This is a genomic window from Fulvivirga lutea (assembly GCF_017068455.1).
GTDB classification, from domain to species: domain Bacteria; phylum Bacteroidota; class Bacteroidia; order Cytophagales; family Cyclobacteriaceae; genus Fulvivirga; species Fulvivirga lutea.
On the sequence record NZ_CP070608.1, the window covers coordinates 644847 to 671846 of the forward strand.

The 27000-nt window shown below is 37.5% G+C and carries 26 protein-coding genes; 18 read left to right on the forward strand and 8 right to left on the reverse strand.

Annotated elements, in window-relative coordinates:
- The first annotated feature begins 42 nt into the window (after positions 1-42).
- From JR347_RS03110 to coaE, 4 genes are all read left to right on the forward strand, one after another.
- Complete coding sequence (locus JR347_RS03110; protein WP_235689741.1) at positions 43-561, forward strand: DUF1573 domain-containing protein; 519 nt, start codon at positions 43-45, stop codon at positions 559-561.
- 101 nt (positions 562-662) lie between these two features.
- Positions 663-980 (forward strand): preprotein translocase subunit YajC, encoded by a 318-nt coding sequence (gene yajC / locus JR347_RS03115; protein WP_205722594.1) that lies wholly within the window; start codon positions 663-665, stop codon positions 978-980.
- Complete coding sequence (locus JR347_RS03120) at positions 980-1945, forward strand: YbbR-like domain-containing protein (protein WP_205722595.1); 966 nt, start codon at positions 980-982, stop codon at positions 1943-1945. The genes yajC and JR347_RS03120 overlap by 1 nt, the downstream gene beginning before the upstream one ends.
- Positions 1935-2540 (forward strand): dephospho-CoA kinase, encoded by a 606-nt coding sequence (gene coaE / locus JR347_RS03125; RefSeq protein WP_205722596.1) that lies wholly within the window; start codon positions 1935-1937, stop codon positions 2538-2540. Before JR347_RS03120 ends, coaE begins: the two co-directional genes overlap by 11 nt.
- Here the strand turns inward: coaE and JR347_RS03130 are convergent.
- Entirely contained in the window at positions 2526-3392 is an 867-nt protein-coding gene (locus JR347_RS03130) for a diacylglycerol/lipid kinase family protein (protein ID WP_205722597.1), read from the reverse strand. The two genes, coaE and JR347_RS03130, sit on opposite strands and share 15 nt — an antisense overlap.
- Before the next feature lie 98 nt (positions 3393-3490).
- Here JR347_RS03130 and JR347_RS03135 point away from each other — a divergent pair, with 98 nt between their 5' ends.
- Positions 3491-4495 (forward strand): App1 family protein, encoded by a 1005-nt coding sequence (locus JR347_RS03135; protein WP_205722598.1) that lies wholly within the window; start codon positions 3491-3493, stop codon positions 4493-4495.
- A 27-nt stretch (positions 4496-4522) separates the two neighbouring features.
- Here the strand turns inward: JR347_RS03135 and JR347_RS03140 are convergent, their stop codons facing one another.
- Together JR347_RS03140 and JR347_RS03145 are read right to left on the reverse strand one after the other, a co-directional pair.
- The gene (locus JR347_RS03140; protein ID WP_205722599.1) at positions 4523-5113 is read right to left on the reverse strand and encodes a hypothetical protein; all 591 of its coding nucleotides are present in this window, start codon (positions 5111-5113) and stop codon (positions 4523-4525) included.
- Positions 5114-5430: 317 nt separating this feature from the next.
- A complete protein-coding gene (locus JR347_RS03145) occupies positions 5431-6183 on the reverse strand; it encodes a segregation and condensation protein A (RefSeq protein WP_205722600.1) in 753 nt (250 codons plus the stop codon).
- A 165-nt stretch (positions 6184-6348) separates the two neighbouring features.
- Here JR347_RS03145 and dxs point away from each other — a divergent pair, with 165 nt between their 5' ends.
- From dxs to JR347_RS03165, 4 genes are all read left to right on the forward strand, one after another.
- Complete coding sequence (dxs, locus tag JR347_RS03150; protein WP_205722601.1) at positions 6349-8271, forward strand: 1-deoxy-D-xylulose-5-phosphate synthase; 1923 nt, start codon at positions 6349-6351, stop codon at positions 8269-8271.
- Between the two features lie 3 nt (positions 8272-8274).
- On the forward strand, positions 8275-9114 hold the full coding sequence (locus tag JR347_RS03155) for an alpha/beta fold hydrolase (RefSeq protein WP_205722602.1): 840 nt from the start codon (positions 8275-8277) through the stop codon (positions 9112-9114).
- Positions 9115-9320: 206 nt separating this feature from the next.
- Positions 9321-10568, forward strand: a complete 1248-nt coding sequence (locus JR347_RS03160) for an MBOAT family O-acyltransferase (protein WP_235689742.1) — start codon at positions 9321-9323, stop codon at positions 10566-10568.
- Positions 10568-11707, forward strand: coding sequence for an alginate O-acetyltransferase AlgX-related protein (locus JR347_RS03165; protein ID WP_205722604.1), 1140 nt, complete (start codon positions 10568-10570; stop codon positions 11705-11707). The genes JR347_RS03160 and JR347_RS03165 overlap by 1 nt, the downstream gene beginning before the upstream one ends.
- A gap of 64 nt (positions 11708-11771) precedes the next feature.
- Here the strand turns inward: JR347_RS03165 and JR347_RS03170 are convergent, their stop codons facing one another.
- A complete protein-coding gene (locus JR347_RS03170) occupies positions 11772-12608 on the reverse strand; it encodes a universal stress protein (RefSeq protein WP_205722605.1) in 837 nt (278 codons plus the stop codon).
- Positions 12609-12815: 207 nt separating this feature from the next.
- Here JR347_RS03170 and JR347_RS03175 point away from each other — a divergent pair, with 207 nt between their 5' ends.
- From JR347_RS03175 to JR347_RS03185, 3 genes are read left to right on the forward strand one after another with little or no spacing between them, the layout of a single operon-like run.
- On the forward strand, positions 12816-13040 hold the full coding sequence (locus tag JR347_RS03175) for a FeoA family protein (RefSeq protein ID WP_205722606.1): 225 nt from the start codon (positions 12816-12818) through the stop codon (positions 13038-13040).
- 1 nt (position 13041) lies between these two features.
- Positions 13042-15153: a ferrous iron transport protein B gene (gene feoB / locus JR347_RS03180; RefSeq protein WP_205722607.1), complete on the forward strand. Its 2112-nt coding sequence runs from the start codon at positions 13042-13044 to the stop codon at positions 15151-15153.
- Between the two features lie 55 nt (positions 15154-15208).
- The gene (locus tag JR347_RS03185) at positions 15209-17005 is read left to right on the forward strand and encodes a MutS-related protein (protein ID WP_205722608.1); all 1797 of its coding nucleotides are present in this window, start codon (positions 15209-15211) and stop codon (positions 17003-17005) included.
- Here the strand turns inward: JR347_RS03185 and JR347_RS03190 are convergent.
- A complete protein-coding gene (locus tag JR347_RS03190; protein WP_205722609.1) occupies positions 17002-17784 on the reverse strand; it encodes a hypothetical protein in 783 nt (260 codons plus the stop codon). The genes JR347_RS03185 and JR347_RS03190 overlap by 4 nt on opposite strands.
- Positions 17781-18347 carry a collagen-like protein gene (locus JR347_RS03195; protein ID WP_205722610.1) on the reverse strand — a complete coding sequence of 189 codons (567 nt, stop codon included), beginning with the start codon at positions 18345-18347 and terminating at the stop codon, positions 17781-17783. Before JR347_RS03195 ends, JR347_RS03190 begins: the two co-directional genes overlap by 4 nt.
- Before the next feature lie 78 nt (positions 18348-18425).
- Here JR347_RS03195 and JR347_RS03200 point away from each other — a divergent pair, with 78 nt between their 5' ends.
- Positions 18426-19784, forward strand: a complete 1359-nt coding sequence (locus tag JR347_RS03200; RefSeq protein WP_205722611.1) for a pyridoxal phosphate-dependent decarboxylase family protein — start codon at positions 18426-18428, stop codon at positions 19782-19784.
- Positions 19785-19824: 40 nt separating this feature from the next.
- Positions 19825-21762 carry a peptidylprolyl isomerase gene (locus JR347_RS18435; RefSeq protein ID WP_205722612.1) on the forward strand — a complete coding sequence of 646 codons (1938 nt, stop codon included), beginning with the start codon at positions 19825-19827 and terminating at the stop codon, positions 21760-21762.
- Between the two features lie 3 nt (positions 21763-21765).
- Here the strand turns inward: JR347_RS18435 and deoD are convergent, their stop codons facing one another.
- Positions 21766-22467 (reverse strand): purine-nucleoside phosphorylase, encoded by a 702-nt coding sequence (gene deoD, locus JR347_RS03210; RefSeq protein ID WP_205722613.1) that lies wholly within the window; start codon positions 22465-22467, stop codon positions 21766-21768.
- Positions 22468-22649: 182 nt separating this feature from the next.
- On the opposite strand from deoD, the gene JR347_RS03215 reads away from it, so the two are divergent.
- Positions 22650-23789 (forward strand): 5-(carboxyamino)imidazole ribonucleotide synthase, encoded by a 1140-nt coding sequence (locus tag JR347_RS03215; RefSeq protein ID WP_205722614.1) that lies wholly within the window; start codon positions 22650-22652, stop codon positions 23787-23789.
- A gap of 4 nt (positions 23790-23793) precedes the next feature.
- Positions 23794-24297, forward strand: a complete 504-nt coding sequence (gene purE, locus JR347_RS03220; protein WP_205722615.1) for a 5-(carboxyamino)imidazole ribonucleotide mutase — start codon at positions 23794-23796, stop codon at positions 24295-24297.
- Positions 24298-24309: 12 nt separating this feature from the next.
- Here purE and JR347_RS03225 read toward each other — a convergent pair whose 3' ends face one another.
- A complete protein-coding gene (locus JR347_RS03225; protein WP_235689743.1) occupies positions 24310-25305 on the reverse strand; it encodes a potassium channel family protein in 996 nt (331 codons plus the stop codon).
- A 66-nt stretch (positions 25306-25371) separates the two neighbouring features.
- On the opposite strand from JR347_RS03225, the gene JR347_RS03230 reads away from it, so the two are divergent.
- Together JR347_RS03230 and ilvE are read left to right on the forward strand one after the other, a co-directional pair.
- Positions 25372-26088, forward strand: a complete 717-nt coding sequence (locus tag JR347_RS03230; protein ID WP_205722616.1) for a sulfotransferase-like domain-containing protein — start codon at positions 25372-25374, stop codon at positions 26086-26088.
- Positions 26089-26093: 5 nt separating this feature from the next.
- Entirely contained in the window at positions 26094-26993 is a 900-nt protein-coding gene (gene ilvE / locus JR347_RS03235; protein WP_205722617.1) for a branched-chain-amino-acid transaminase, read from the forward strand.
- The last annotated feature ends 7 nt before the right edge of the window (positions 26994-27000 follow it).

The following is a 27000-nucleotide window of genomic DNA, read 5'->3' on the forward strand; positions in this document are numbered from 1 at the left end:
TAAAAGTTTAAAACCTAAATTACAATTAAAATGAACAGAGTTATGAAATCTGCACTAGCAATTGGTCTGTTGGCTTTTGTTTTTGGTGCATGCGGTAGCGATAAAGACGCTGAAAAAAGAATCGCAGAATTAGAAAGCAAGTTGGAAAAGCTTGAGTCTAGCAAGCCAGGTGCTGCTACTCCGGCTCAGCCTGAAGAAAAGCCTGAAGGCCCTCTTCCAGCGTTTGAATTTGCTGAAGAAGAGCATGACTTCGGTACAATTAACGAAGGTGATGTTGTTGAGCACACTTTTACATTTACTAACACTGGTGAAGCACCATTAATCATTCAGAGTGCAAAAGGTTCTTGTGGCTGTACAGTGCCAACATGGCCTAAAGAGCCAATTCCTGTTGGAGGAACTGGTGAAATTGTAGCTAAATTTGACAGCAAAGGGAAGCCAAACATCCAAAACAAAACAGTTACTATTACTGCTAACACTTGGCCTAAAAACTCTACGTTAAGAATTAAGGCTATGGTAACTCCTGCTGCTAAAGATGAAGCAGCTGAAGGACCAGTGAAATAATCAGCTAAGATAAATAGTCTATATTTGCGCATCCCAACTTCGTAAGGAGTTGGGATGTGTTGTTTTTATTAATTTATTTTACTTAAAACTTAAACTTACTAATGGTAAATTCTATTTTACTTCAGGCTGCAGAAGGCAGTGGACTTTCATCACTAATCTTATTTGGAGGTATTGCCATCGTTTTTTACTTCTTCATGATCAGGCCTCAGCAAAAGAAGCAAAAACAACAAAAGAAATTTATTGAGGAAATTAAAAGAGGCGACAATGTTGTTACGATTGGTGGTATACATGGTAAAGTGTTGTCTACTGATGAAACGACTATAGTATTAGAAGTAGATAAAGGTGTTAAAATAACTTTTAACCGCACTGCCATATCAATGGACTCTTCCAGCTCGTTAGTTGAAGGAGAAAACAAATAATGTTGAATAAAATCAAAGCGATACTGCCTTCTTTAACTCCTGAAAGGATAAAGAACATTCGGGTAATATCGCTTTGTGTTTTGGCAGCGGCAACCTTCTGGTTTCTTAATGCCCTTAATGATTCTTATTCTACCACATTCCGGTACCCCATTGAGTTTGCCTATGACAAAGACAAGTATATTGCCATTAGCGAACCACCTACCGATGTGCAGATTAATCTTAGTGGATTAGGTTGGAACTTGTTCAGAAATAACCTCGGTATAAAAACTACTCCTGTAACCATTCGCCTCGATAACCCTACAGAAGTAAAGAAACTTCCGGGCTCGAGCCTGTTAGGAACCATTACCGACCAACTACCTGACTTTGATGTCAATTTTGTACTTACTGATACACTCGTTTTAAATATTGATAAAAGAGCAAGTAAGCGTTACGCCCTAAAGGTTGATAGCAGTTCTATTCAGCTTTCAGAAAATTATTGGGTGACCAGTTCAATCGCTTATACGCCAGATTCAATTACTCTTCATGGCCCTGCCTCACTTTTAGATAAAATGGAAAGCCCGTTACTAGTTAAAGTACCTCAGGATGAAATTGATGAAAATTTTAATGAGGAAATCCCAATTGAAATTGAGAATAACAGGCTGATTTCGAGAAACCCGCCAACCATGAGCATTGCCTTTAGTGTGGAAGAATACCTGGAGGTAACAAAGGATATCCCTATTTCTCCGGTTAACTTCCCACCCGATAGCTCTGCTTATTTGCAATCGCCAACAATTACTTTAAAGTATAAAGTTAGTGCAAGTAAAGAGCCTGATATTGTGTTGTCTAATTTCAAGGTAAAAGCTGACTTAAAATTGATGAATCCTAAAGACTCTCTCACTTCTCTTCAACTATTATCATTCCCAAGCTTCATTAGAGATGTGAAGTTGGAAAAGGATTCTGCCAAGGTAGTGTTCAATGAAAGATAACTTACTCAAAGTTGGTATAACTGGCGGAATTGGTTCCGGTAAAAGTTTGATTTGTAAAATCTTTTCGAAACTCGGCATTCCAATTTATGATGCTGATTCACGAGCTAAATGGCTGAACAACAACGATCCTTTAATTCGTGAAAAAATTATAGAAAACTTTGGGGAGGAATCGTATCATAAGGGTGAGCTGAATCGTGATTATATCTCAAAAATTGTATTTAATGATACCGCCAAACTGGAGTTGTTAAATAGTATCATTCACCCCGCTGTTGGTAGGGATTTTAAAAATTGGTGTGAACAACAAAATAGCCCTTATATTATTAAAGAGGCTGCTTTAATGTTTGAATCAGGCTCATACAAAGCTCTGGATAAGGTAATTACCGTGAGTGCTTCTCGAGAACTAAGAATCGAACGGGTTCTAAAACGAGACCCATTTAGAGACAAAGCACAAATTGAATCTATCATTAATAAGCAGTTGAGTGAAGAGGAAAGGTTAAAGCGTTCGGATTATGTTATTAAGAATGATGAGCATGAATTAGTCATCCCACAGGTACTTAAACTTCATAAAGAGTTACTTGACCTAACAAACCACTAGTATCTGATCAGGTAAAACCTCTACTTTCACTTTCTTAAACTTTCCAATCGGTTCACCATCAATTTGTAGATGCTCGGGTTGCTCTCCTGTAACAGTAATTTTTTCAGTACCCACAATTTTCACGAAAGGCGAATAATTCAGCCGGCCTACAAAAAATAAGTATGTTAATCTAAAAAAGGCATACCACGGATAGGGTTGAAATATGCAGACCTCAAATTTTCTATCCCCTAACTCCCCAACCGGATTTACAATTGCTCCCGTTCCGTATTTTTTAGCATTAGCAAATACCACCATCTCCGCTTTGTACTGAAAAAAATCATTCTCAAAGTCGAATGAATAATTAATAGCCTTTTTGGAAAAGAAGGTTTGAAAAAAATGCTTGAAATAGGATACCATGCCCCTGCTATTATCGCCCTCAAACCTTCGAATAAGTTTTGCATTCAGCCCTATATCGCTCAAATGAATACATAAAAATTCATCATTAACTCTTAACACATCCACAGTGCGCACCTTGGGGTTGTTATAGAGGTTAATCGCCTGATTTATATCCGCAGGTATTTCCAATTCCGTTGCCAGACCATTTGCTGAGCCAAGTGGAATAATACCAAGTTTAATGTCCTTACCAATAATGCATTTTACAACCAGATTAACGGTGCCATCTCCTCCACAAGCCACTGTTATTTCAGGGCTCACATCATCAAGCTTCTCATTTAATTTGGTTTCATCATCTTCGCCTGTCGTTTCAAAAAATGAAATTTCGTTTGAGCCCAATATTTTTGTAATGTCATTCTTTAAGTGACCTTTATCAGTATCCCCGGCAATCGGATTTATTACAAACAGTATTTTTCCCATCGAATTAATAATCCTAAATTAAGGTTTATTGTTGTTAACAAAGAAAATACACTATTAGAACACCTGCATCATTTATAACGCGACTAATAAGAAAGTTATTGGGACTATTAAGCCCCCCGGCAATACTGGCATATAAAGGTTATAGTAATGGGAACAGGGTTTACGTTCAGGGGCATGTGCTTTTTGATCGTTTGTTAAAGGAGAGCCAGGCTGATGATAAGAAAAGAAAGAATTTTCTGGCGATGATCAGTCGCTATCTGGGAAAAACCATAGCAGATGTTGAACTAGAAATAACCTTTTACAATATAAAACAAAAGGCCATTACCGATGAGCGCGGAATGTTCAAAAGCTCATTTAATATTTCAGACCTTTCTGAAGGTTGGCACACCATTCACTACCGGGTGGTTGGTGGTTTGGAACACGATCAGGAAATAGTTGCAACCAGTGAAGTATTAGTTGCCAATAGATCGAGTGAATACATCATTGTGTCAGACATTGACGATACTGTATTGGTAAGTTATGCCACCAGAGTTCTGAGAAAATTGAGGTTAATCTTACTTAAAAACTCAAAAACCCGCTTGCCTTTTGAAGGTGTTGCCAAATTTTATGAAGCACTGCAAGCTGGTAAAAATATCAACTCTAAAAACCCATTGTTTTATGTGAGCAGTAGCGAGTGGAACCTTTACGATTTCCTTGAAGATTTTTTCGAAGTACGAGGTATTCCAAAAGGGCCGATGATGCTTCAGGAATTAAAAACCAGTTTATGGAAAATTATTTTCTCTGGAGGTGGCACGCATAGTCACAAAAAAGAAAGCATCGCACAGCTATTAAATACCTTTCCTGAACAGAAGTTTATTTTAATTGGTGATAGTGGACAACGTGATGCGGAAATTTATACGTCACTTGCCAAAGAGCATCCTGGAAGAATTGAATTAATATATATCCGAGATGTGAACAAGTCCAAGAAAAATAAGAAAATTAACTCTTCAACTGCCGGGCTTAGTGAAACTGAGTTGATTATTGTTAAAGATTCTTACGAAGCAGCAGATCATGCTTTTCAGCGAAATCTTATCGCTAACAAAATAAAAAAAGACCAGCTATAAGCCGGTCTTCCCTCATTTGTTTTTTTACTAGAAGTTGAAGATCTCTTTTTTATCTCCCAAAATAACCTCTACATATCCATTGGTAGTTATCTGCATTAAATTGTATAACTGGGCAAAATTATTGGTAAATGATTCTTTGCCCTGATAAAGTAAGTGCGATTCATTGTCATATATCTTCACTTGAGCCACATGCTGCCCTTCACCTGCAATAGAAAGTTTGTACAGTTTGTTGCTTATGCCTTTTAACTCATCAAACCTTACAAAGTGAGCATTTTCTTTTTTCAAATCATTGTGAGCAACATCAAACTCCATTGTGCCCGACTCATCTAAAACAACAAATTTGTAATCTCCTTCCGGCAAATTTTCGAAGTTATACGGACGGGTAAATCCCTTCAGTCCATTGATCTTTTCAGTGAATAAAACTTCACCCCTTTTACCAACTATCTTCACATTTACATCTCGCTCATCATCTGCCAGATAAAATAATTTAAATACCTGATCATTCTTAACTACCTCAATTTTTGAGGAGCGTGTTGTCTTCTTTTCGCCAGTACCGGCAAATGTTGTAATACTCAAAACTATCAAGAGTACTAACATTTCAATTTTTGCTGCTTTCATGTTGTTATTGGTTTTATCTTTTTTGTTCAACACAAATTTCAGCAGCATTTCGAGTAAACCGGTTAAGCCAAAATCAAAGCATTATTAATTGATTAAGTAGAAAGAAGGACGTTTTTAAGAAGGTTGTTAAGGAATTATAAAGTTTCCCCATTTTTTCATTCAGAATAAAATTTGGAAATAGTATGTCTGTAGAATCTAAATTGAATGTTAATAATCAGTAAAAAGTATCAAGAATCTATCAGCCCTAAAATGTTGAAATTCTATGCTTTGTTAAGCGAGTGTGAATCAATAAAATGATGTTAATTGGCTATTAAGCTTTAGGCCTTTTCTTCGACCTCGTCCAGCTTCTCCACCCAGAAATTATTGAACCCTTCACCTATGATCAGGGTAACCATATTCAATTGAAGCAATTCGAGAATGGCAAGAAAATTAAATATCACAGCTATTTTATTGGCATCCTGCTCAATGATCTCACCGAAAGAAATTTTATTTCTATTGGCCAGGTTATCCATAATAAAATCTCTTTGCCCACTGATGGTGTATGGATATTGTATCACCTCATGGCGCGGTTTGTTTTTTTCCACTTCATACCGCTCCATTACGTTCTGGAAGACTTTCAGAAGTTTGTACAGGTCTAAATCCTGCATTTCCGACTCTACGTTCACAGACTCTGAAAGTGAGCGCAGCTCTTTCGCTAGATTGCCTCGCTTTTCTTTATCAATTTGCCCCGCTTCCATCTCTTTGAGCTCTTCAAGTACTGATTTATACTTCTTGTACTCTAACAGGTGCTTCACCAGCTCTTCTCGAGGGTCTATTTCATTGCCTTCCTCATCGAGTTGAGGTCTTGGTAACAACATTTTAGACTTTATGCGCATAAGTGTAGCAGCAACCAAAATAAACTCACTTGCCACTTCAATATTCAACTGCTCCAAATTGTGCAGATAGTCCAAAAAGTCATTAGTAATCTTAGAAATAGGAATATCATTAATATCCAGCTCATCCCTTTCGATAAAGAAAAGGAGCAGGTCAAATGGACCTTCAAAAAGAGGAAGCTTAATTTCGAAACTCACCGGATTTGTTTAATGATTAAGATTTCAAAGATATTACTATCCCATTAAATTACGATTGCGTTGAACAAAAAAGTGTATTTTTGCCATTTAATTAGCAATTGCATAAAGAAAATAAAACAGTTACCTTACCTTCTTGTTTAAGGATATACACCAATTAAAGTTAAAATGCTTATCGAACCAGGAGAGCTTCTAGCCAAAATTAACAGTCCGGATGATCTGAAAAAATTAGATCAAACACAGCTTGTACAATTATGCGATGAGCTAAGACACTTTATTATTGATAATGTTTCAGTTTATGGTGGCCATTTTGGCGCGAGTTTAGGCGTGGTTGAGTTAACCGTTGCACTACACTATGTTTTCAATACTCCAAAAGATCAATTGGTTTGGGATGTAGGTCATCAAGCTTATGGTCATAAAATACTAACCGGCCGAAGAGACATCTTTCATACCAATAGAGTGTATAAAGGCATGTCTGGGTTTCCGAAAAGAAAAGAAAGCGAGTATGATACTTTTGGTGTAGGTCATTCTTCCACTTCTATTTCTGCTGCAGTAGGTATGGCAGTAGCCTCTAAATACAAAGGTGATGACGAACAACAGCATGTAGCCATTATTGGTGATGGCGCTATGACTGGTGGGCTGGCATTTGAAGGAATGAACCATGCGGGTGTATCTAATAGCAACATTCTTATTATTCTGAATGACAACTGCATGTCCATTGACCCAAATGTGGGTGCACTAAAGGACTATCTTACAGACATTACAACATCCCACACATATAATAAGGTTAAAGATGAGGTTTGGAACCTGTTAGGTAAGATTAGTAAGTTTGGTCCAAGCGCTAGAGACGTTGTGGCTAAAGTTGAAAATGGAATAAAATCGGCACTATTAAGCCAAAGCAACCTATTTGAATCACTTAATCTGAGATACTTCGGTCCGGTAGATGGCCATGACATCAACCACCTAGTTAGTGTTCTTGACGATTTAAAAGATATTAAAGGCCCTAAAATCCTACATTGTGTAACAACAAAAGGAAAAGGTTATGGCCCTGCTGAAAAAGGAAATAAAACAACCTGGCACGCACCGGGTAAGTTCGATAAAGTAACAGGAGAAATTCGAAAGAAAGTACACGAAACTCCTCAGCCTCCTAAATACCAAGACGTTTTCGGGCATACGCTTGTTGAGTTAGCTGAGAAAAACGATAAGATAACGGGAATTACTCCGGCCATGCCATCAGGCTCTTCCATGAATATCATGATGGAAGCCATGCCAGACAGAGCTTTTGATGTGGGTATTGCCGAACAGCATGCCGTTACATTCTCGGCCGGACAAGCCACCCAAGGACTTATTCCATTCTGCAACATTTATAGCACATTTATGCAGCGTGCGTTCGATCAGGTAATACATGATGTGTGTATTCAGGATTTGCCGGTTGTTTTCTGCTTAGACAGAGCAGGTTTTGCCGGTGCTGATGGACCAACACACCACGGTGCGTATGACATTGCCTATATGCGTTGCATTCCTAACATGATCGTATCAGCTCCCATGAATGAAGCGGAACTGAGAAATCTAATGTATACGGCTCAGCTACCAAGGGAAGGAAAAGCCTTTACTATCAGATACCCAAGAGGACAAGGAGTAATGCCGGAGTGGAAAACTCCAATGGAAGAAATTGAAATTGGTACAGGTAGAAAAATTAAAGATGGTGAAGATGTAGCTATACTCACCATTGGTCATATCGGAAATTATGCCGTTGAAGCTTGCGAGAAGTTAGAGAAGGAAGGACTGAATCCTGCGCATTACGATATGCGATTTGTAAAACCTTTAGATGAGAAAATGCTTCACGAAGTATTTAAAAAATACAAGAAAGTAGTTACTGTAGAAGATGGTTGTCTGATGGGTGGTTTCGGAAGTGCTATCATAGAATTTATGGCAGAGAACAACTATTCAGCTCAGGTTAAACGTTTAGGTATTCCAGATGCCATTATTGAACATGGGGAGCAAATTGAACTTCAAAAAGAGTGTGGGTTTGATCCTGATGGTATTGCAGAGGCTGTAATTTCAATGACAGAAGGCGTTTTAACCAAGTAATTTATGAGTATCCACTCTGAGATAATTGGAGAGGGAGACCCTATTGTTTTAATTCATGGATTTTGTGAAACCTCTTCTGTGTGGAGGCCACTCACTAATAAATTGGCGCTGAGCTATCAAGTAATTACACTCGACCTTCCTGGTTTTGGGAAAAGCCCCCTCCCATCAAGCTCTTTTAGCATTATGGATATTGCTGAAATGGTGCACGGTATTTTAGAAGATAATAATCTTTTACAAAGTGCAGTAATCGGGCATTCTTTAGGCGGCTATGTAGCACTTGCTTTGGCCGAGCGCCATGCGGAGGATTTCAAAGGCTTCGGGTTGTTTCATAGTACGTCTTTTGCAGATGATGACGAAAAGAAACGGTCAAGAAACAAAACCATTGATTTTGTTAAAAAACGCGGTGTAGAGGTATTTGCTGATTCTTTTGTGCAGCAGCTTTTTTATGTTAAAAACAGATCTCGATTAGAAACTGAAATAAGACAAGTCACAAAAATTGCAGGTGAAACTTCGGAGACTTCACTAATCAGTTATATGGAAGCCATGCGTGACCGACCGGATAGATCTAATGTTTTGGAATCATTAACTCTGCCCACATTGTTTATTGCAGGAGATCAGGACGGTTCAGTGCCAATTGAAAAATCAAGAGCACACTATGAGCTAATGCAAAATGCAACTATCAAAGAATTAAAAGATGTAGCTCACATGGGCATGTTCGAGGCAACACAAGAGTGTTTTGTAGCCATATCAGAGTTTCTTTCAAATGTTTATCCTTCTAATAACTCCTACGATACAGGAATGCTCCCAGATAGGGACTTAAAGAAGAATTTGGGCTGTGGGTAAAAATGTTTAATAATATATTCTTAGCATTGACCTAATTTTTATTTGGGTTTGTATTCATGCTTTTTTCATCTGCAATATTCCTTTTTTGCTTTTTACCCATCTGCCTTTTTCTAATTTGGGTTACAAATAAAAACTATCATAACTACATTTTATTGGTAGCAAGTCTGCTATTCTATTCTTGGGGTGAGCCTATTATGATACTAATTATGATTAGCTCAATATTTATCAACTATTGGATTGGCCTTAAGTTAATGGCTTATAACCGAAAAATAGCCCTGATTGCCGCCCTAATATTTAATCTAGGATTATTAATTACATTCAAATATCTAAACTTTATTGCTGAAAACATCAATCATGTTTCAGGGTTCGAGTTGTTGAGTTTGCCACAAATATTGCTACCTATTGGAATTTCTTTTTTCACTTTTCAGGCTCTTTCCTATATTATCGATGTCTATAGAAATCAAGTAAACCCACAGAAAAGCATTCTTGATCTGGCTCTGTATATTTCATTATTTCCGCAGCTAATTGCTGGTCCCATAGTACGATACCACGACATTAATGATCAGTTGAAGCAAAGAAGCCTTACACTGAAAAAATTTGAAAGTGGTGTTCAGCGATTTATTATTGGTTTTGTGAAAAAATTACTGATAGCTGATAATATGGCCTATATCGCAGATACTATTTTTAATTATAATGATTCAGAATTGGATACACCCTTGGCCTGGATTGGCATTATTGCGTACACATTCCAGATTTATTTTGATTTTTCTGGTTATTCAGATATGGCCATTGGTTTGGGACGTATGTTTGGATTTGAGTTTCTTGAAAACTTCAATTATCCATATATAGCAAAATCAGTGAAAGAATTTTGGAGAAGATGGCATATCTCACTCTCCACCTGGTTTAGAGACTATCTATATATACCACTAGGCGGTAATCGAAAAGGTTCAACTCGAACAATTGTAAACCTGATAATTGTTTTTTTATTAACTGGGTTATGGCATGGGGCCAAATGGAATTTTATTATTTGGGGCGTATATCATGGTTTCTTTTTAGTGATCGAAAGAATTATAAAGCCAAAAAATACACCGAAAATATTGTCCCATTTCTACTTGTTAATGGTTGTTATTGTAGGTTGGGTCTTTTTTAGAGCAGAAAACTTGGCACATGCCATAGCTTACCTTGAAAAGATGTTTGTTCCATCAACAAGTCTGGACTTTCCAAATAATGTTAAGTACCTAATCAACAAAGAAGTTGTAATCATTTCATCCCTTGCAGTTATCTTATCAACTCCTGTTAAAAATATGTTGGTTAATATGATTCAAATGAAAGCTGGAAAGTGGGGTTCTGTCTTGAAAACATCATATTACAGTCTTCTAATTGCTTTATTTCTCATTAGCATTTCCTATATGGTTGCAGATACTTACAGCCCGTTTATATACTTTAGATTCTAATGTTAAAATTTAGGCAATACATATTTCCTTTCATTTTTCTACTGATAGTATTTCTACCGTTGCTAGATACCATTTTCAATGTTCTTCCAGAAAATAAAAATATTGAAAACCGTACTTTAGCCACAATATCCCTCGATTCTACTGATTTTTCAGAAATACCTGTTGAATTACAGGAGTACTTCAAGGATAATTTTCATGGTAGAAGTCTTTTTTTTGACATGAACATGAAAATAAAAAGAAGTTTAAGTTCAAAACCATTTAAAGACAATAGTCTTGTAATAGGAAAGAACGGCTGGTATTTTTCCAATTTTCAACACGTTATTGATGATTACAGAGCAGTAAGACCTTTTACTGAATCTGAAGTTTATGAAATTCGAAGATCATTAGAGAAGTGTAAAGAAGATTTAGCAGACTTAGGAATAAAATACTACTTATTGATTGTTCCTAATAAGCACACTATCTACTCTGATCAACTTCCAGACTATATTAATAAAATTGGTACTAAATCACGGTTAGAGCAACTTTTGCCTTCATTGCGAGAAGCCAATATACCGATAGTAGACATAAGAGATGTGATGCTTGAATCAAAAGACTCAACCCTATATTTCAAAACAGATTCTCACTGGAATTTGAATGGCTCATTTATTGGTTATCAAGAGCTTTTTAATAAAATTCATTCAGATTTTCCCGAAATTAAACCTTTTCAGAAGTCTGACTTTCACTTACGAGAGTATGAGAAAATAGGAGGCGATATTGTTTCAATGATGGGCATGGAAAATGAAATTAAAGATACATTTATTGAATACAGCCCCAAAAATGGGTACTTGTATAAAGAAGCTAATACTGGCGATTACGAAATGCCTAATCCTAAAATATTCCACCCGGAATTAACTGTTTCTGCATTTGAGGGAGGCAATACTAACCTAAAAGCAGTTGTTTTTAAGGATTCTTATGCGGGTTATATGCAACAATTCTTAAATCAACACTTTCAAAGGACAGTGTATATCTGGGGTCATAATTATCAGCTTAATAAAGAAATTGTTGAAAAAGAATCTCCCGATATGGTAATTCAAATTATAGTTGAAAGGTATTTGTACACATTACTTGAAGCAAGTGAAGTAAATACTGAGGCCAACTAATTCAACACAACTTGTTAACCGTTATTCTAAAAGTGAATAAATTTCCTAAAGCCGTAGCTTGAAATTAGATTCTGCCCTCACTCACATTCATGCTTATCACTGGAAAATCTGACTGAAAAACTAAGGTTTCGGTTACTCCCATTAGATAATGTGCTTTGTAGGCTTTTCTATGATTAATCAAAACTGCCATGTCTGCATTGGTTTTTTTGCAATAACTCAGTATGCCTTTGGCTACATCGTGATCATTTCTAACATGAATTTCTTTATTTGAATCAATCTCTTTCAAAAACTTACTAATTACCGTATCAATCTCCTCTGAAGTTTTAAAATTGTGTGGTGTATTGATATATAACATATCTAATTCCGCCCCCAGCGCATTTGAAATAGCTTCCATCTTTTTAAAAGGTATTTCTGCTTCCTTATCAAAATTTGAAGCAAAAACTATTCTGTTTAAGTCCTCGAGCTTAAATGAATCTTTTACAGCAACAACCGGAATTTTTGTGCTCCGCATGATACGTTGTGTATTGCTACCTATAAAAAGGTCTGCCTTATGTGAAGTGCCATGTGAACCCACCACAATCAAATCCACTTCATTCTTAGAAAGGTAATGATTGATTTCTTCAATAGGGTTACCAAATCCAAGGGTTTTAGCAACTTTGATAGTATCAAATATTTTATCTGATACCAACTTTTCCATTGAAAGCCTGGCTGACTCAACTTTATGAGAAGATTCAGGGTATTTCTCTTTCATTTCATCAGTCATTTTATTCCAATCTGAGGGAGTATAAACAACATGAATGAAGTGAAGTTCAGCGCCTGATTTTTTTGCTAACGAAAGTGCAACCTTGGCTGCATTATTCGCATTAGATGAAAAGTCGGTAGGTACCAAAATGCGTTTCATGGCTTTTTTCTTTTGATGATAACCGAAGTTCCCATTTTTAATTACGTATTAATATGAGAACTGTCAGTAGATGAAATGATTGAAATCAATGCCATCTTAGTTGACTAAAATCACTTATATCGCTGATACCTTTTCCTATTAAAATTTTGTTAATGACGGCATTAGATTCTATCTTCGCATTGTTTATAATTAATCTAAATAAAAGCGGTGAACATACGAAGTGTAGCGGATTTAGGCCCCGGAGAAAGCGCAATAATTAGCGGATTTATGGACGATGCCTTGTCTCTCAAGCTTTTGGAAATGGGCTGCCTTCCTGGCCAGCCAATTAAGTTCAATTTTGCTGCTCCCTTAGGTGATCCAATTTGTGTTAGCGTTTCTGGTTACGATCTTTCTTTAAGACTAGACGAAGCAATTACCATTTCAATTCAGTAATATGGCAAAAGGCGATATGAGAAAAGTCGCCTTAGTGGGCAATCCTAACTCAGGTAAATCTTCACTTTTTAACCACTTAACGGGTCTCAATCAAAAAATAGGAAATTTTCCAGGTGTAACTGTGGATAAAAAAACAGGCTTTACTTCTTTACCTAATGGTGAGAAAATTGAAATCATTGATTTGCCTGGCACGTATAGCATCTATCCAAATTCAAAGGATGAGCGTATTGTCTTTGACATTCTGGCTAACAAATCACATAACCTGCATCCCGATGCAGTGGTGGTAATTGTAGATGCCTCAAACTTTAAACGAAACCTTCTCCTTTTTACCCAAATTCACGATTTAGATATCCCAGTTATTCTTGCATTGAATATGATGGATATTGTGGAAAAAACAGGTTTAAGTATCGATGCCGCTAAACTAAGTGAGGAACTGGGAGTGCCCGTTTTACCCATGAAAGCTCGTACCGGTAAAGGCCTTGATCTTTTGAAGGAAACATTAACTGCCATTCCGGCTACTCCTCGCAAGCCCATATTCAACGCTCAAAATCACGCATCTGAGGCTATTGAAGCTGTAAAAAATAGTTTTGACATTACAAATGATTATGTTGCCTACCAGCTTTTGCAACAACACAAGATCAATCAGTTTATCACTGAAGAGGACAGACAAACACTCAATAAGATTGAAGAAAACCATGGGTTTGCTAAGGATGAACTCAGGAGAAAAGAAACACTAGAAAGGTACGCTTCCATTAATGAGTTTATCAATGGATCGGTAAAGGAGAATTTTACAGTTTTACCAAAACGAGTTACAGACACTCTGGACAGAATATTTACTCATAAAATTTGGGGGTATGCCATATTCTTAAGCATTCTATTTTTAATCTTCCAATCCATTTTTGCCTGGGCCACCGTTCCCATGGACTTCATAGACCTCATATTCTCTGAGTTGAGTGTTTTTGTCAGTAATGCTCTTCCGGATGGACTGCTTACTAACTTACTAGCAGAGGGGATTATACCAGGCATTGGCGGCATTGTGATTTTCATTCCTCAAATCGCCATTTTATTTGCGTTCATTTCAATCTTGGAAGAAACGGGCTACATGTCGCGTGTAGTGTTTTTGATGGACAAAATAATGCGTAAGGTGGGGCTCAACGGCAAGAGTGTGGTTCCTTTGATTTCGGGTGTAGCATGCGCCATACCAGCTATAATGGCAACACGTACCATTGAAAACTGGAAAGAAAGACTCATTACTATTTTCGTTACTCCTTTTATGAGCTGCTCGGCAAGGTTACCAGTTTATACCATCCTCATAGCTCTAATTATTCCAAATAAGTATGTATTGGGGATTTTCAATCTTCAGGGTCTTGCGCTCATGGGTTTATATCTGCTCGGCTTTTTAATGGCTATTATCTCAGCAGGGATAATGAAGCTGATATTAAAAACCAAAGAGCGTAGCTTCCTTGTCATGGAGCTTCCCACCTATAAAGCACCAAGATGGGCTAATGTGGGCTTAACAATGGTAGAAAAATCAAAAACCTTTGTATTTGAAGCAGGTAAAATAATTTTAGCTATTTCAATTATTCTCTGGGTATTGGCATCTTATGGACCGGGTGATCATCAGGAAAATGCCAGAAGTTATGTGTTACAACAGACAGAGCAACGGCTATCAGAGGAGGAATTGGATAATAAAGTACAATCATACAAGCTCGAACACTCTTATGCAGGAATTTTTGGTAAAACTATCGAACCCGTCATCCGGCCACTAGGGTATGATTGGAAAATAGGTATTGCATTAATTACTTCATTTGCAGCACGCGAAGTATTTGTAAGCACTATGGCTACCATTTATAGTATAGGAGATACTGATGAGGAAGCCACAATAAAAAGCAGGCTACGATCTGAAGTTAATCCAGAAACAGGCAAAGCAAGATATGATTTGCCAACTGGTATGTCTCTTTTAGTTTTTTATGTATTTGCCATGCAGTGCATGAGTACTCTCGCTGTGGTGTACAGAGAAACCAAAGGCTGGAAATGGCCAATGTTGCAACTCATTAGCATGACGGGAATAGCTTATCTATCCGCCTTATTGGTTTACAACCTTTTATCATAAAAGGCTGTAAGAAATCCTTTATTTGTTATACTCTTGAGTTTTAAATTCTAATATAATGCAAAGTCCTGCCCCCATATTTCAAGAGCGAATAGAAAAATTTAGCAGTGAATACAAATCACTAAATGCTCGATACAACTTCATTGCTACATTGAGGATAATAGTATTTATGGCATTTCTAGTATTATTTGTCGTATTTGCCAACTATAGAATGGCTGTTGAAATGGGAATTACCGCACTGGTTTTTCCATTTGCCTTTGGGTTCATTGTAAGGGCTCATCAAAAAATTAAGTTTAAGCGGGAGCATGCTAAAATATTGCAGTCCATAAATCAGAGTGAGCTTAATATTCTAAATGGTAATTTATCATCGCAAGCCACGGGGCAAGAGTATTTAAATAAAAAGCATTCGTATGCGAATGACTTGGATATTTTTGGTTCTAACTCACTTTTTCAGCTCCTCAATAGAACCTCCACAAAGGGTGGTAAGGATTTACTTGCCGATTGGCTACTCAATAAATCAAATAAGGATACTGTATTAGAAAGGCAGGAAGCCATTGAAGAGTTAAGTGCGAAGATAGATTGGCGCCAGAATTTTCAGGCTAATGGATTGCATTATGAAATGCAGCAAGACAATTCAGATGAGCTTCTGTCTTGGATAAAGTCTTCAAATCAATTATCAAAGCAGCAAAAGTCTCTTTCGTTTGTCTTGCCAGCATTAACCATAGCATCTATTATGTTAAATGCATTAACTGAATGGCCTTGGTTTGCCACTTTACTTTTAGGGTTGGTAAATGGAGTAGTGTTATACCGTTTTAAAGAAAGGATAGAGAACTTGACAGAGTCAGTCGCCCAACACATTGGTGTTTTAGGAGCATACAGCCTACTGTTTAAGCAAGTTGAAGACTCGACTTTTCAATCAAATAAGTTGAGCCTTATTAAAACTACAATTGCAAGTAAAGAAGCCTCCGCTTCAAATAGTATAAAAGCCCTTTATACTATACTAAACTATTTAAACGCCCGAGCCAATATGCTTTATGGCTTAATCAACTTTATCTTTCTGTATGACCTACACATTATCAGAATGTCTGAGAAATGGAAATCGGAAAATCAAACGGATGTGTCGAAATGGTTTAACAGCATTTCAGAGTTGGAAACCTTATGCAGTATTGCAGGGTTTAGGTTTGCCAAGCCACATTTTATATGGCCAGCGGTTGCTGATGATGAATATTTCTTTGAAGCTAAAGGTCTTGGACATCCACTTATTGCCTCTGATGAAAGAATAACGAACAATTACGAACTCAAAGAGAAGGGTAGTGTTTCAATTATCACGGGCTCCAACATGTCAGGTAAAAGTACCTTTTTAAGGACCCTTGGCGTAAATCTTGTGCTTGCTCAAATGGGCTCCGTAGTATGTGCAAAAGAACTAAAAATCTCCTTTGTTCAAATATTTACGAGTATGCGAACGCAGGATAACCTGGAAGAACATGTTTCTTCTTTTTATGCCGAGCTACAACGCATTCAAATGCTTTTGGAATTAGTTAATAATTCTACCCCCGTACTGTACATGCTTGATGAAATACTGAAAGGTACTAACTCACAAGATAGACATATCGGAGCCAAGTCTCTTGCTTTACAACTTTCTAAAACGAATAGCTTTGGTTTAATCTCTACACATGACTTAGCTCTTGGTGAAATGGCCACTCAGCATAAGAATATTGAAAACTATAGTTTCAACAGCGTCATTCAAAATGATGAAATTATATTCCCTTATAAATTAGAAAAAGGAATTTGCCACAGTTTTAATGCTAGCAAGCTCATGGAAAAAATTGGAATTGAAATCCATCGGGAAAACTAAGCGTTATTCTTTTTAATCACGATTTCACCATCTTTTCCACTTTGGCAGTATGGGTCTCTATTTCCAGGCTCTCCCCTTGCTCCTTCCGGTGTGATACTGATAACGCGATTAGTTTTAGGGTCTCTAACTACTTGTTCTTCTCCACCAAGTCCACCATTACCTGGTTTACCAGCCTTACCACATTGACCACCTTCACTTATTAAGTAAATGGAGTGTTCTCCTTCACCATTAAAAAGAGGTAAAAAATTAGGAGCCTCATAATAAAGCTTAATGTTACCTGCATTGGCACCAAAACCAGCCCTTCCACCATCACCTCCATTATCTCCTTTCATTCCAAAGGCTGGGTTTCTTCTAGGTGTCTTCCCATCGCCTCCGTCACCTCCATTGCCTCCATTTGTTTCAATAGTAAAAGATTCCAACTGGTCAAATTTCACCACAAAAGTTATATCCCTACCCCGTTTGCCTGCTTCACCACTCGTTCCATGCAATGTTAATCCTCGGCCTCTTTTCCCGTTAACACCATTTTCTCCATTGAGATTAAACTTAGTATTCTTGCCCAAATACGCATTTTCTACTTGAACGTAAACATCATTTAAAAACCGAATTTCACTCCCTTCTTTCATGACAAGGTTCTCCAAAAGAAGTGAGTCATCGGCATAAGTAAGCATTTCATTTTCCTCTAAAGTGAGTGAAGACCAGTCTTTCACATCAGAAACCTGAGCGAAGCTGGCCTTCATCAAAAATAATAGTGCTGGAAGTATACTAAGTTTTTTTATCATAGTGACCGTCTTTTCATTACGTTTCCTGAAATTTTACTATCCTCGATACCATATCTTTCTTTCACTTCTTCATATGATGGATGAGCCTTTCTTCCACCACTCCAAAACTGACCAGGAACAACAACCAGCCTCACGAACCAGTTATCTGTGTCCATAGCCGTCAATAAGTCAAGTTCATGATCTGCATCCAGAAACAATTTTACATCTAGAGTAGTCCAGTCAAAATTGTATTGTAAAAGACCATTTTCTGTAATGACAGTTTGTGGTAGCGCTCTCCAAATTTCATTTCCATCCGTATCCACATCCCACAAAAAATAAACAAGAGTTACATCTGAAGTCAATGCCTCAAAATCATCCGCATATGGCAAGAATACTTGATAATCTGGACCTGTAAATGACACATTCTCATATTCAAATACATAGGCTTCTTCGCCATCTATTCCATCAGCTCCACGTGGACCTTGCGGACCCTGAGGCCCAATCGGTCCCTCATCTCCACCTATAAAACATGAACTGAATGATAACAAAATACCAAGTGCGAGTATTGAAGCTAAAGGTTTCATAACTTTAAATGTTTAGTTCAATGTGAAGTAACCAAACATCAGGCCAAAAAAGAAAAGTGGCTTTATTTAAATATGTAATTGACTGATAATCTTAGACTAAGAAACATGGCGATTGAAGGTGAATTAAAGATAGTGAGTGAAGTGATAAATCGGCTTCAAAATGACTTTCAACACTCTTTTACTGTTGAAACAGACTTGGAAGAAGTCTCTGTCATTCTAAACGAGGTGGCCGATCGAATGATGGATAATTATCCTTATTTCGATACCAACTATGCAGGTCAAATGCTCAAGCCACCGCACCCTGTTTCAAGGTTGGCTTATATGCTCGCCATGTATTTTAACCCAAACAATCATGCTTTGGATGGCGGAAGGGCCAGCTCTCAAATGGAGAAGGAAGCGGTTGCCAAAATTGCAGAAATGTTTGGTTGGACAGTGCACTTGGGTCATTTAACAGGTGGTGGAACCATGGCAAACATGGAGGCACTATGGGTTGCCAAAAAAGAACACCCTGACAGAATGGTTGTGGCTTCGAGTATGGCGCATTATACGCATCAGCGAATTTCAGATGTTTTAGGAATTAAGTTCCAAAGCATACGAACGGATCAATTGGGGCGGATGAGCGCTCAGGGTCTTGAACAAGTTTTAACTAGTAACGATGTAGGTACAGTGGTGGTAACTCTCGGAACCACTGGAACAGGTTCAATAGATCCGCTATCAGAAATTATTGAACTCCAACAAAAGTATAGTTTCCGAATTCACATAGATGCTGCATACGGTGGTTATTTTGGTTTAGCAGATAATCTGGACCCACATGCCTCTGAACAGTTTAATCTTATTCATCATGCCGATAGCATCGTCATCGATCCTCATAAACATGGGCTTCAACCTTATGGTTGCGGGTGCATTTTGTTTAAAGATCCAAAAATGGGTGCCCATTATAAACACGACTCACCCTACACTTACTTCAGTTCTGCCGAACTCCATCTAGGGGAGATTAGTTTGGAGTGTTCACGACCCGGTGCAGCGGCTGTTGCATTATGGGCTACCTTGCAGATGTTTCCATTAGAGAAAAATGGAAAGTTTAGTGCCGGACTTGAAAGTTGCATCAAAGCTGCTCGTAAACTCAGTGTTTTCATAAAATCTGATGCTCGTTTTCAACTGGTTATGGAGCCCGAGCTCGATATTGTTGTCTGGGCTCCTACAGGAAACTCATTAAATGAAATAAGTAAAGTTTCAAACTCTATTTTTGAAAAAGCTGCCAAGGCTGATGTTCATCTGGCATTAATCAAGATTCCTAAAAACCTATTATCCGAAGATTGGAGCCATGTTAAAAAAGATCAGGAATATGTGACTTGCCTACGAAGTTGCTTAATGAAATTTGAGCATATCAACTGGGTTGACGATATCTGGTCAGTCATTCAGGCCACAATGCCTTGATTTAAGAATAACCAGTATATTAGCGATCAAAAGTATTAGCATGCAAAAGATCTGGCAATCTGTTCCTTTACTTGTAATCATCTTATTTGTTGCCTCCTGTCAATCGCAAGTAGAACAGGTAAAGAAAATGCCACCTAACAAATTCTCTGATGACGGCTTAATTGAGATATATGAGTTAATTGATCAGCGAAAAGGAGATTCTCTTCTAAACTATTTAAGACATGCTAATGATCTTTACAGATATGAAGCTGCATTAGGTTTTGGCTCCATTCAAGACCCCGCAGCCATTCAACCACTATCGTATGCTCTTCAGGATAGCTCAGCTAAAGTGAGAAAGGCTGCTGCCTATTCTTTAGGACAAATAGGAGATTCTTCGGCCATTGAGCCTATAGTTATTTCTCTTGAAACCGAAGATAGTGTGTATGTACGAAAGGAGTTATTGGAATCTCTTGGCAAAGTTATTACTCAAGATTCGCTATCGCTTTTACAGTATTGGCCACTAAAAACTCAGGAAGACAAGGAAGGCTTAGCTTGGGGACTTTACAGAGCAGGAATTAGAAATGTACATGACGGAATTTCAATAGACATAGCACTTTCATTACTTGATAGTAGCAATTCTTATCTTACCAGGTTAGGTGCAGCACACTTTTTATATCGATCAAGCAATTTAGATATAACGGGAAGAACTGCTTTTATTACACGATCGGCTTTGACCGATGCTTCTCCTAACGTTAGAATGGCCTGTGCATTGGCATTAAGAAATGCCATTGAAGCAAGTTCGTTAAACGCCTTAAAATCTTTAATGAGTGATCCTGATTATCGGGTAAGGGTAAATGCATTGAGGGCAATGACATCATTTAATATCGAAGAAACAAAAGAGTCCTATCTCAATGCCCTGCAAGATCAAAATTTAAACGTGCGAATAACTGCTGCCATGAACTTGAGTACACAGTCTACTAATGAAATGTACGATGAGTTAAATGCAGCCTTTAACACTGCTAAAAATTGGCGGGTAAAAGGTGCTTTGATAGGGGCAATACTTCAATCTGCCGAAGAAAAACAAGTTGCCTTAGAAAAAATTAAATCCGAATATACCGCAACAGAAAACCCTTACTATAAGGCAGCTTTATTAAGTTCAATGGGAAATTCTGTGATGGGTAATGAGTTTGTTATCACTCAATTATTTACTGAGAAACACCCTGCTATAACTACATCTGCCATCTCTACACTAGCACAAATGAGAATGTCAGAAGCTTTTCCATTAGAGTTGGAGGCATCATTTGCTGAGGTATTTAAAGAGGCTATTTTAAGTAAGGACGTTGCTCAAATAAGCATAGCTTCGTCCGTTATATCCCAGCCGAACTTAAAATATAACGAGATTTACGACACACCAGACTTTTTATATGAAGCCAAAGCAAATTTGACGCTACCAAAAGATACCGAGGCCATGTCAAGCTTAAACGCGGCTATTGCCTATTTAGAAGGAAAGGACCCAATAAGCCCTGACAGAGAGTATAATAATCCTATTAACTGGGAATTGGTGAAAAGTATTGATAAAAAGACTAAAGCTGAAATAACGACTGAGAAAGGAAAAATTATACTTGAATTGTACATAGAAGACGCCCCAGGCTCTGTTTCAAACTTTGTAAAACTGGCTAAGTCCGGTTACTATAATGGTAAAAACTTTCACCGAGTTGTTCCGAACTTTGTTATTCAAGGTGGCTGCAATCGAGGTGATGGTTTTGGTTCTGAAGATTATTCCATCCGTTCTGAGTTGGCTAATTTAAGGTATGAAGAAGGTACCGTTGGAATGGCATCTTCAGGTAAAGACACGGAAAGTACACAGTGGTTTATCACGCACTCACCTACGCCACATTTGGATGGCTCATATACCGTATTTGCAAGAGTTATCGAGGGTATGGAGGTTATCCATACAATAGAAATTGGAGATAAAATAACTCAGGTAGAAATTAAATAGGTACTAGCAAATATTCAATGCTATTTTCATCATATCATTGAAGGAGGACTCCCGTTCTTCCGTTGTACATGCTTTACCTAAAATGATATTATCACTAACGGTTAAAATACTGCAGGCTCTTACACCCTCTGCAGCGGCCATAGTAAATAGCAGCGAAGATTCCATTTCTGCACAAAGTATGCCGTGATTAATCCATATTTTCCACCTTTCCGGATCGTCTTTAAAATAGAAGTAATCGGTACTAAAAACATTCCCCACTATTACTTTAATATGTTGCCTTTCTGCTTCCTTAATGGCGGAAGACATCAAACCATAATCAGGAAGAGGGGCGAAATCTAACCCCGAAAAAATGAGTTTGTTCATATTAGAATCTGTTGAAGCCCCTTGTGCTACAATAATATCCCCAAGCTCAATATCTTGATTTAGAGCACCACATGTTCCAACCCTTATGATCCTTTTAGCGCCATACTCATGTATTAACTCATGAAGATAAATGGCCAATGATGGCTGACCCATACCCGTTCCTTGCACAGATATTCTCTTTCCATTGTAGTTTCCTGTAAACCCAAGCATATTACGTACAGAAGAATAACAAATTGCTTCTTCTAAATATGTATTCGCAATATGTTCAGCCCTGAGCGGATCGCCACAAACCAACACTGTATTGGCTATTTCTCCGTCCTTCGCTCCAATATGAATACTCATAATCAATAAAATTTATTCAAACTTGAGTATTTCAACATTAAAATACCTTGCTAGAAGTTAGGCTAGTGCCTGATAAATGTCACCTATATTTAACGCTGATGTTGATTGCATGAGCTTTTAATCATATAGCACAATAGTTTATATTATCTTTGTCACTCTTTTAAAGAGAGCGAATAATACAGATGGCTAAAAGTATTCAAGAACAAAAACTAGGAATTTTAGGAGGTGGTCAGCTAGGGCGTATGCTTGTGCAGTCGGCACTTGATTTTAACATCGATATAAAAATTCTGGATCCTGATTCTAACGCTCCATGCAAAGATATTGTAGGTGAGTTTGAAGTAGGTAAGCTTACCGATTTTGATACGGTTTACAACTTTGGGAAAGACTGCGATTTGGTAAGCATAGAAATCGAAAACGTAAATACCGAAGCACTTCAAAAACTTGCTGATGAGGGAATTAACGTTTTTCCTCAACCAAAAGTGATTGATCTGATCAAAGATAAGCGTGTTCAAAAGCAATTTTACGCCTCCAATAATATACCTACTGCCGACTTTATTTTGGTAGAAAATAAAGAAGATGCCGCTAATCATAGAGAGTTTATACCAGCTGTAAATAAGCTAGGAAAAGAAGGGTATGATGGTAGAGGCGTACAAATGATAAGAACAGAAGAAGACTTGGCCAAAGCGTTTGATGCGCCAGGACTTTTAGAAAAACTAATTGATTTTGAGACTGAAATCTCTGTGATTGTGGCTAGAAATGAAAGTGGTGAAATAACTTCTTTCCCGGCTGTAGAAATGGTATTTCACCCGGAAGCCAACATGGTTGAGTACCTTTTTTCTCCTGCAAACATTTCTGAATCTGTTGAAAAAGAAGCGCAGAGAATTGCCAAAGAAGTAATTCAAAAGCTTGACATGATTGGACTGCTTGCAGTTGAAATGTTCGTGACAAAAGATGGAAAAGTGCTGGTGAATGAAGTAGCCCCGAGGCCTCATAATAGTGGGCATCAAACCATCGAGGCAAATTACACCTCACAATACGAACAGCATTTAAGATCAATTTTTAACTTGCCATTGGGTAATACAGAAAATATTGTTCCTTCGGCCATGGTGAATTTATTGGGAGAAGAAGGGTATACAGGTATTGCCAAATATGAAGGTTTAGAAGCCGTAATGAGCAAAAAAGGTGTTCATGTACATTTGTATGGAAAGAAACTTACTAAACCTTTCAGAAAAATGGGTCACGTTACTCTGAGAGGAAAAGATATTGCAGAGCTAAAGGAAACAGTAGAGTTTGTTAAAAAAACATTAAAAGTAAAAGCATAACAAGATGGCAAAAGCATTAGTAGGTATTATAATGGGTAGTGATTCCGACCTGCCAATAATGAAAGAAGCAGCAGAAGTTTTGGAAGAATTAGGCGTAGAATATGAACTGACTATTGTTTCAGCCCACCGCACCCCTCAAAGGATGTTCGAATATGCTAATTCTGCCAAAGACAAAGGTTTAAAAGTGATTATTGCAGGAGCCGGAGGTGCAGCACACTTGCCTGGTATGGTTGCTTCAATTACTACTCTACCCGTAATAGGTGTTCCGGTCAAATCCAGAAACTCTATTGATGGCTGGGACTCAGTACTATCAATCTTACAAATGCCGGGAGGCATACCAGTGGCTACTGTAGCACTGGATGGAGCCAAAAATGCAGGAATTTTAGCTGCAGAAATTATCGGTGCTTTCGATGAAAAGATTTCTAAAAATCTGGCCAAATACAAAAAGGGCCTGGAAGATAAAGTGCTGGAAAAAGTGAAAAAGATAGAGTCCAAAGGCTGGAAATAAGCCCATGAATTATCAAGCCACAAATGTGGCTTTAAACTTCTCGATTGTCTCAGCCTTGCCTAAAACAATTAAAACATCGTTATCCTGAACAAGCTTTTCTGAGTGTGGGTTGAAAACAAAACCGAGCTGATCATCTTTAAAAGCAATAATAGTAGCTCCTGTTTTATTTCTAATGTCTAGCTCTCTGAGTGTCTTATTTTTATAATCTTCTTTCAAGCTTTCATGGTTCACTTCCTCTAATACAAGCTTACTATCGTTTACGCCATTAATGAGCTCCAAAAACTCTATAACATAAGGCTTTGTAATTAAATTAGCCATGTGAATTCCTCCTAAACGGTCGGGCATAACCACATGAGAAGCACCTGCTCTATATAGTTTTTTCTCAGAACTTGGTTCAGTGGCTTTAGCAATAATCTTAACCAATGGGTTTAATTCTCTTGCTGTTAGTGTAATAAATACGTTATCTGAATCTTCTGGCAATGAGGTGATGACTGTAGATGCATTTTCTATTCCTGCCTCTAAAAGTACCTCATCAAGAGTTGCATTACCAATGACAAAATGATAGCGTTTATCTTCCGGTAAGGAGCGTATCACTTCTTCATTTGATTCAACAATCACAAACTCCTTATTGTCTTTTAACAACTCTTCACAAGCCTTGCTGCCGTTCTTACCATAACCACACACAATTACATGATCCGTTAGCTTACTCAAATCTCTGTTAGACTTTAAATTTTTAAATACTTTTCTTAATTCACCCTCAAATAAGAATGAAGAAAGAACAGAAACAGTATAAGCGAATATACCCATATTTACAATGATGAATACAATAGTAAAAACCTTTCCGGCTTCACTTAAAGTGTTTACTTCGTTGTAACCAACGGTGGCAAAAGTGATAACTGCCATGTAAACAGCATCGAGAGTTGTAAAATCTTCTAACACCACATAGCCCAATGCGCCAAGTGTCATGCTTATAAGAAAGAGTGAAGTAGCGTAAATTATACGTTTCAAAGCTCGCGGCATAGTTGAAGATATTGATATTGTAATTAGTCTGCAATTTTAATAGCTTAGGATTAGATGAAAATTATCTCCCTATGGTCTGGGCCCAGAAATGTTTCCACTGCCCTGATGTATTCCTTTGCTCAACGCGATGACACCACCGTTATTGACGAGCCTCTTTACGCTTATTATTTAAAAACAACTCAAGCCGATCATCCGGGTAAAGAATTGGTGTTAAAAAATATGGAAAATGATGGAGATAAGGTTTTGGAATCGATTAGGCAACACGCCCAAAAAGTACCTGTCCTTTTCTTAAAAAATATGTGTCATCATTGGCTAGGGTTCGATAACAGTCAATTGGAACTGTTTGATAATATATTTCTCATTCGAGACCCTGAGCAAATGTTGCCTTCTTTAGTCAGGCAAATACCACAACCCATTTTACGAGATACCGGCTTACGCCAACAATCAGAAATGTTTGATTATTTATCAGGAAAAGGTAAAGCACCTATAGTTATTGATTCTAAGGAACTACTCCTGAATAATAAAGTAATTCTAAATAAGTTATGTGAGGCTGTTGATATTGAGTTTACTGAAAAAATGTTAAGCTGGGAATCTGGCCCAAAACCTTATGATGGCGTTTGGGCTAAATTTTGGTATCAGAACGTTCATAAATCCATTGGATTTACCCCTTATAACGAGAAAAATGATCCTTTTCCAGAACAGTTAATTCCATTATTGGAAGAATGTAGACCCTATTATGAACATTTGTCTAAACACAGTTTTAAAATTTGAAATCCATGATAAAATTACCTGACAGTAGAAACGAAAACATTTTAATTAATATCAACGGAGAACTTTATCCTAGAGATGAAGCCAAGGTATCTGTATTCGATAGTGTAGTTCAGGGTGGCGATGCCGTTTGGGAGGGTCTCAGAATCTATGATAAAAAGGTGTTTATGCTTGAAGAACATCTCGATAGAATGCAGGCATCTGCAAAAGCCATGGCATTTGATACTATTCCTTCAAAGGAAGAGATCAAAGAAGAAATTTTTAAAACCTTAAAGGCAAACAACATGTATGACGAATGCCATATTCGTCTTACATTAACTCGAGGTAAAAAAGTTACTTCAGGCATGAGTCCACATTTCAATCAATATGGCCCAACCCTCATTGTACTGGCAGAATGGAAAAAACCAGTATACGACAATAATGGTATACGATTAATCACCTCCTCAATTCGTAGAAACCCTCCACAATGTGTTGACTCCAAAATTCATCATAACAACCTCATTAATAACATTTTAGCTAAGATTGAAGCTAATCTGGCCGGAGTTGAGGATGCCGTGATGTTAGATATAGAAGGGTTCGTCTCTGAAACCAACGCAACCAATATTTTTATTGTAAAAAAGGATGTAGTATATACTCCATTTGCCGATAGTTGCCTGCCTGGTATAACACGAGGAAATATTTTGAGAATTGGTGAGGAAAATGGGCTTCAGGTTAAAGAAAAACGAATTTCTATTTCTGAAATGTATTCAGCTGATGAAGTTTTTGTAACTGGAACCATGGGTGAGATAACTCCTGTTTTAGAAATTGATGGGCGAAAAATTAATAGTAAAAAAGGTGCTATGACCAGTAAAATTCAAGCTCTTTACAGTGAGCTTGTGAAGCGTGAAGCTGTAACAATACCGCAGTAAAGTATTC

Coding starts and splice junctions, on each gene's coding strand:
- JR347_RS03110 (WP_235689741.1), top strand. CDS start 43: ATGAAATCTGCACTAGCAATTGGTCTGTTGGCTTTTGTTTTTGGTGCA.
- yajC (WP_205722594.1), top strand. CDS start 663: ATGGTAAATTCTATTTTACTTCAGGCTGCAGAAGGCAGTGGACTTTCA.
- JR347_RS03120 (WP_205722595.1), top strand. CDS start 980: ATGTTGAATAAAATCAAAGCGATACTGCCTTCTTTAACTCCTGAAAGG.
- coaE (WP_205722596.1), top strand. CDS start 1,935: ATGAAAGATAACTTACTCAAAGTTGGTATAACTGGCGGAATTGGTTCC.
- JR347_RS03130 (WP_205722597.1), bottom strand. CDS start 3,392: ATGGGAAAAATACTGTTTGTAATAAATCCGATTGCCGGGGATACTGAT.
- JR347_RS03140 (WP_205722599.1), bottom strand. CDS start 5,113: ATGAAAGCAGCAAAAATTGAAATGTTAGTACTCTTGATAGTTTTGAGT.
- dxs (WP_205722601.1), top strand. CDS start 6,349: ATGCTTATCGAACCAGGAGAGCTTCTAGCCAAAATTAACAGTCCGGAT.
- JR347_RS03155 (WP_205722602.1), top strand. CDS start 8,275: ATGAGTATCCACTCTGAGATAATTGGAGAGGGAGACCCTATTGTTTTA.
- JR347_RS03160 (WP_235689742.1), top strand. CDS start 9,321: ATGATTAGCTCAATATTTATCAACTATTGGATTGGCCTTAAGTTAATG.
- JR347_RS03165 (WP_205722604.1), top strand. CDS start 10,568: ATGTTAAAATTTAGGCAATACATATTTCCTTTCATTTTTCTACTGATA.
- JR347_RS03170 (WP_205722605.1), bottom strand. CDS start 12,608: ATGAAACGCATTTTGGTACCTACCGACTTTTCATCTAATGCGAATAAT.
- feoB (WP_205722607.1), top strand. CDS start 13,042: ATGGCAAAAGGCGATATGAGAAAAGTCGCCTTAGTGGGCAATCCTAAC.
- JR347_RS03185 (WP_205722608.1), top strand. CDS start 15,209: ATGCAAAGTCCTGCCCCCATATTTCAAGAGCGAATAGAAAAATTTAGC.
- JR347_RS03190 (WP_205722609.1), bottom strand. CDS start 17,784: ATGATAAAAAAACTTAGTATACTTCCAGCACTATTATTTTTGATGAAG.
- JR347_RS03195 (WP_205722610.1), bottom strand. CDS start 18,347: ATGAAACCTTTAGCTTCAATACTCGCACTTGGTATTTTGTTATCATTC.
- JR347_RS18435 (WP_205722612.1), top strand. CDS start 19,825: ATGCAAAAGATCTGGCAATCTGTTCCTTTACTTGTAATCATCTTATTT.
- deoD (WP_205722613.1), bottom strand. CDS start 22,467: ATGAGTATTCATATTGGAGCGAAGGACGGAGAAATAGCCAATACAGTG.
- JR347_RS03215 (WP_205722614.1), top strand. CDS start 22,650: ATGGCTAAAAGTATTCAAGAACAAAAACTAGGAATTTTAGGAGGTGGT.
- purE (WP_205722615.1), top strand. CDS start 23,794: ATGGCAAAAGCATTAGTAGGTATTATAATGGGTAGTGATTCCGACCTG.
- JR347_RS03230 (WP_205722616.1), top strand. CDS start 25,372: ATGAAAATTATCTCCCTATGGTCTGGGCCCAGAAATGTTTCCACTGCC.
- ilvE (WP_205722617.1), top strand. CDS start 26,094: ATGATAAAATTACCTGACAGTAGAAACGAAAACATTTTAATTAATATC.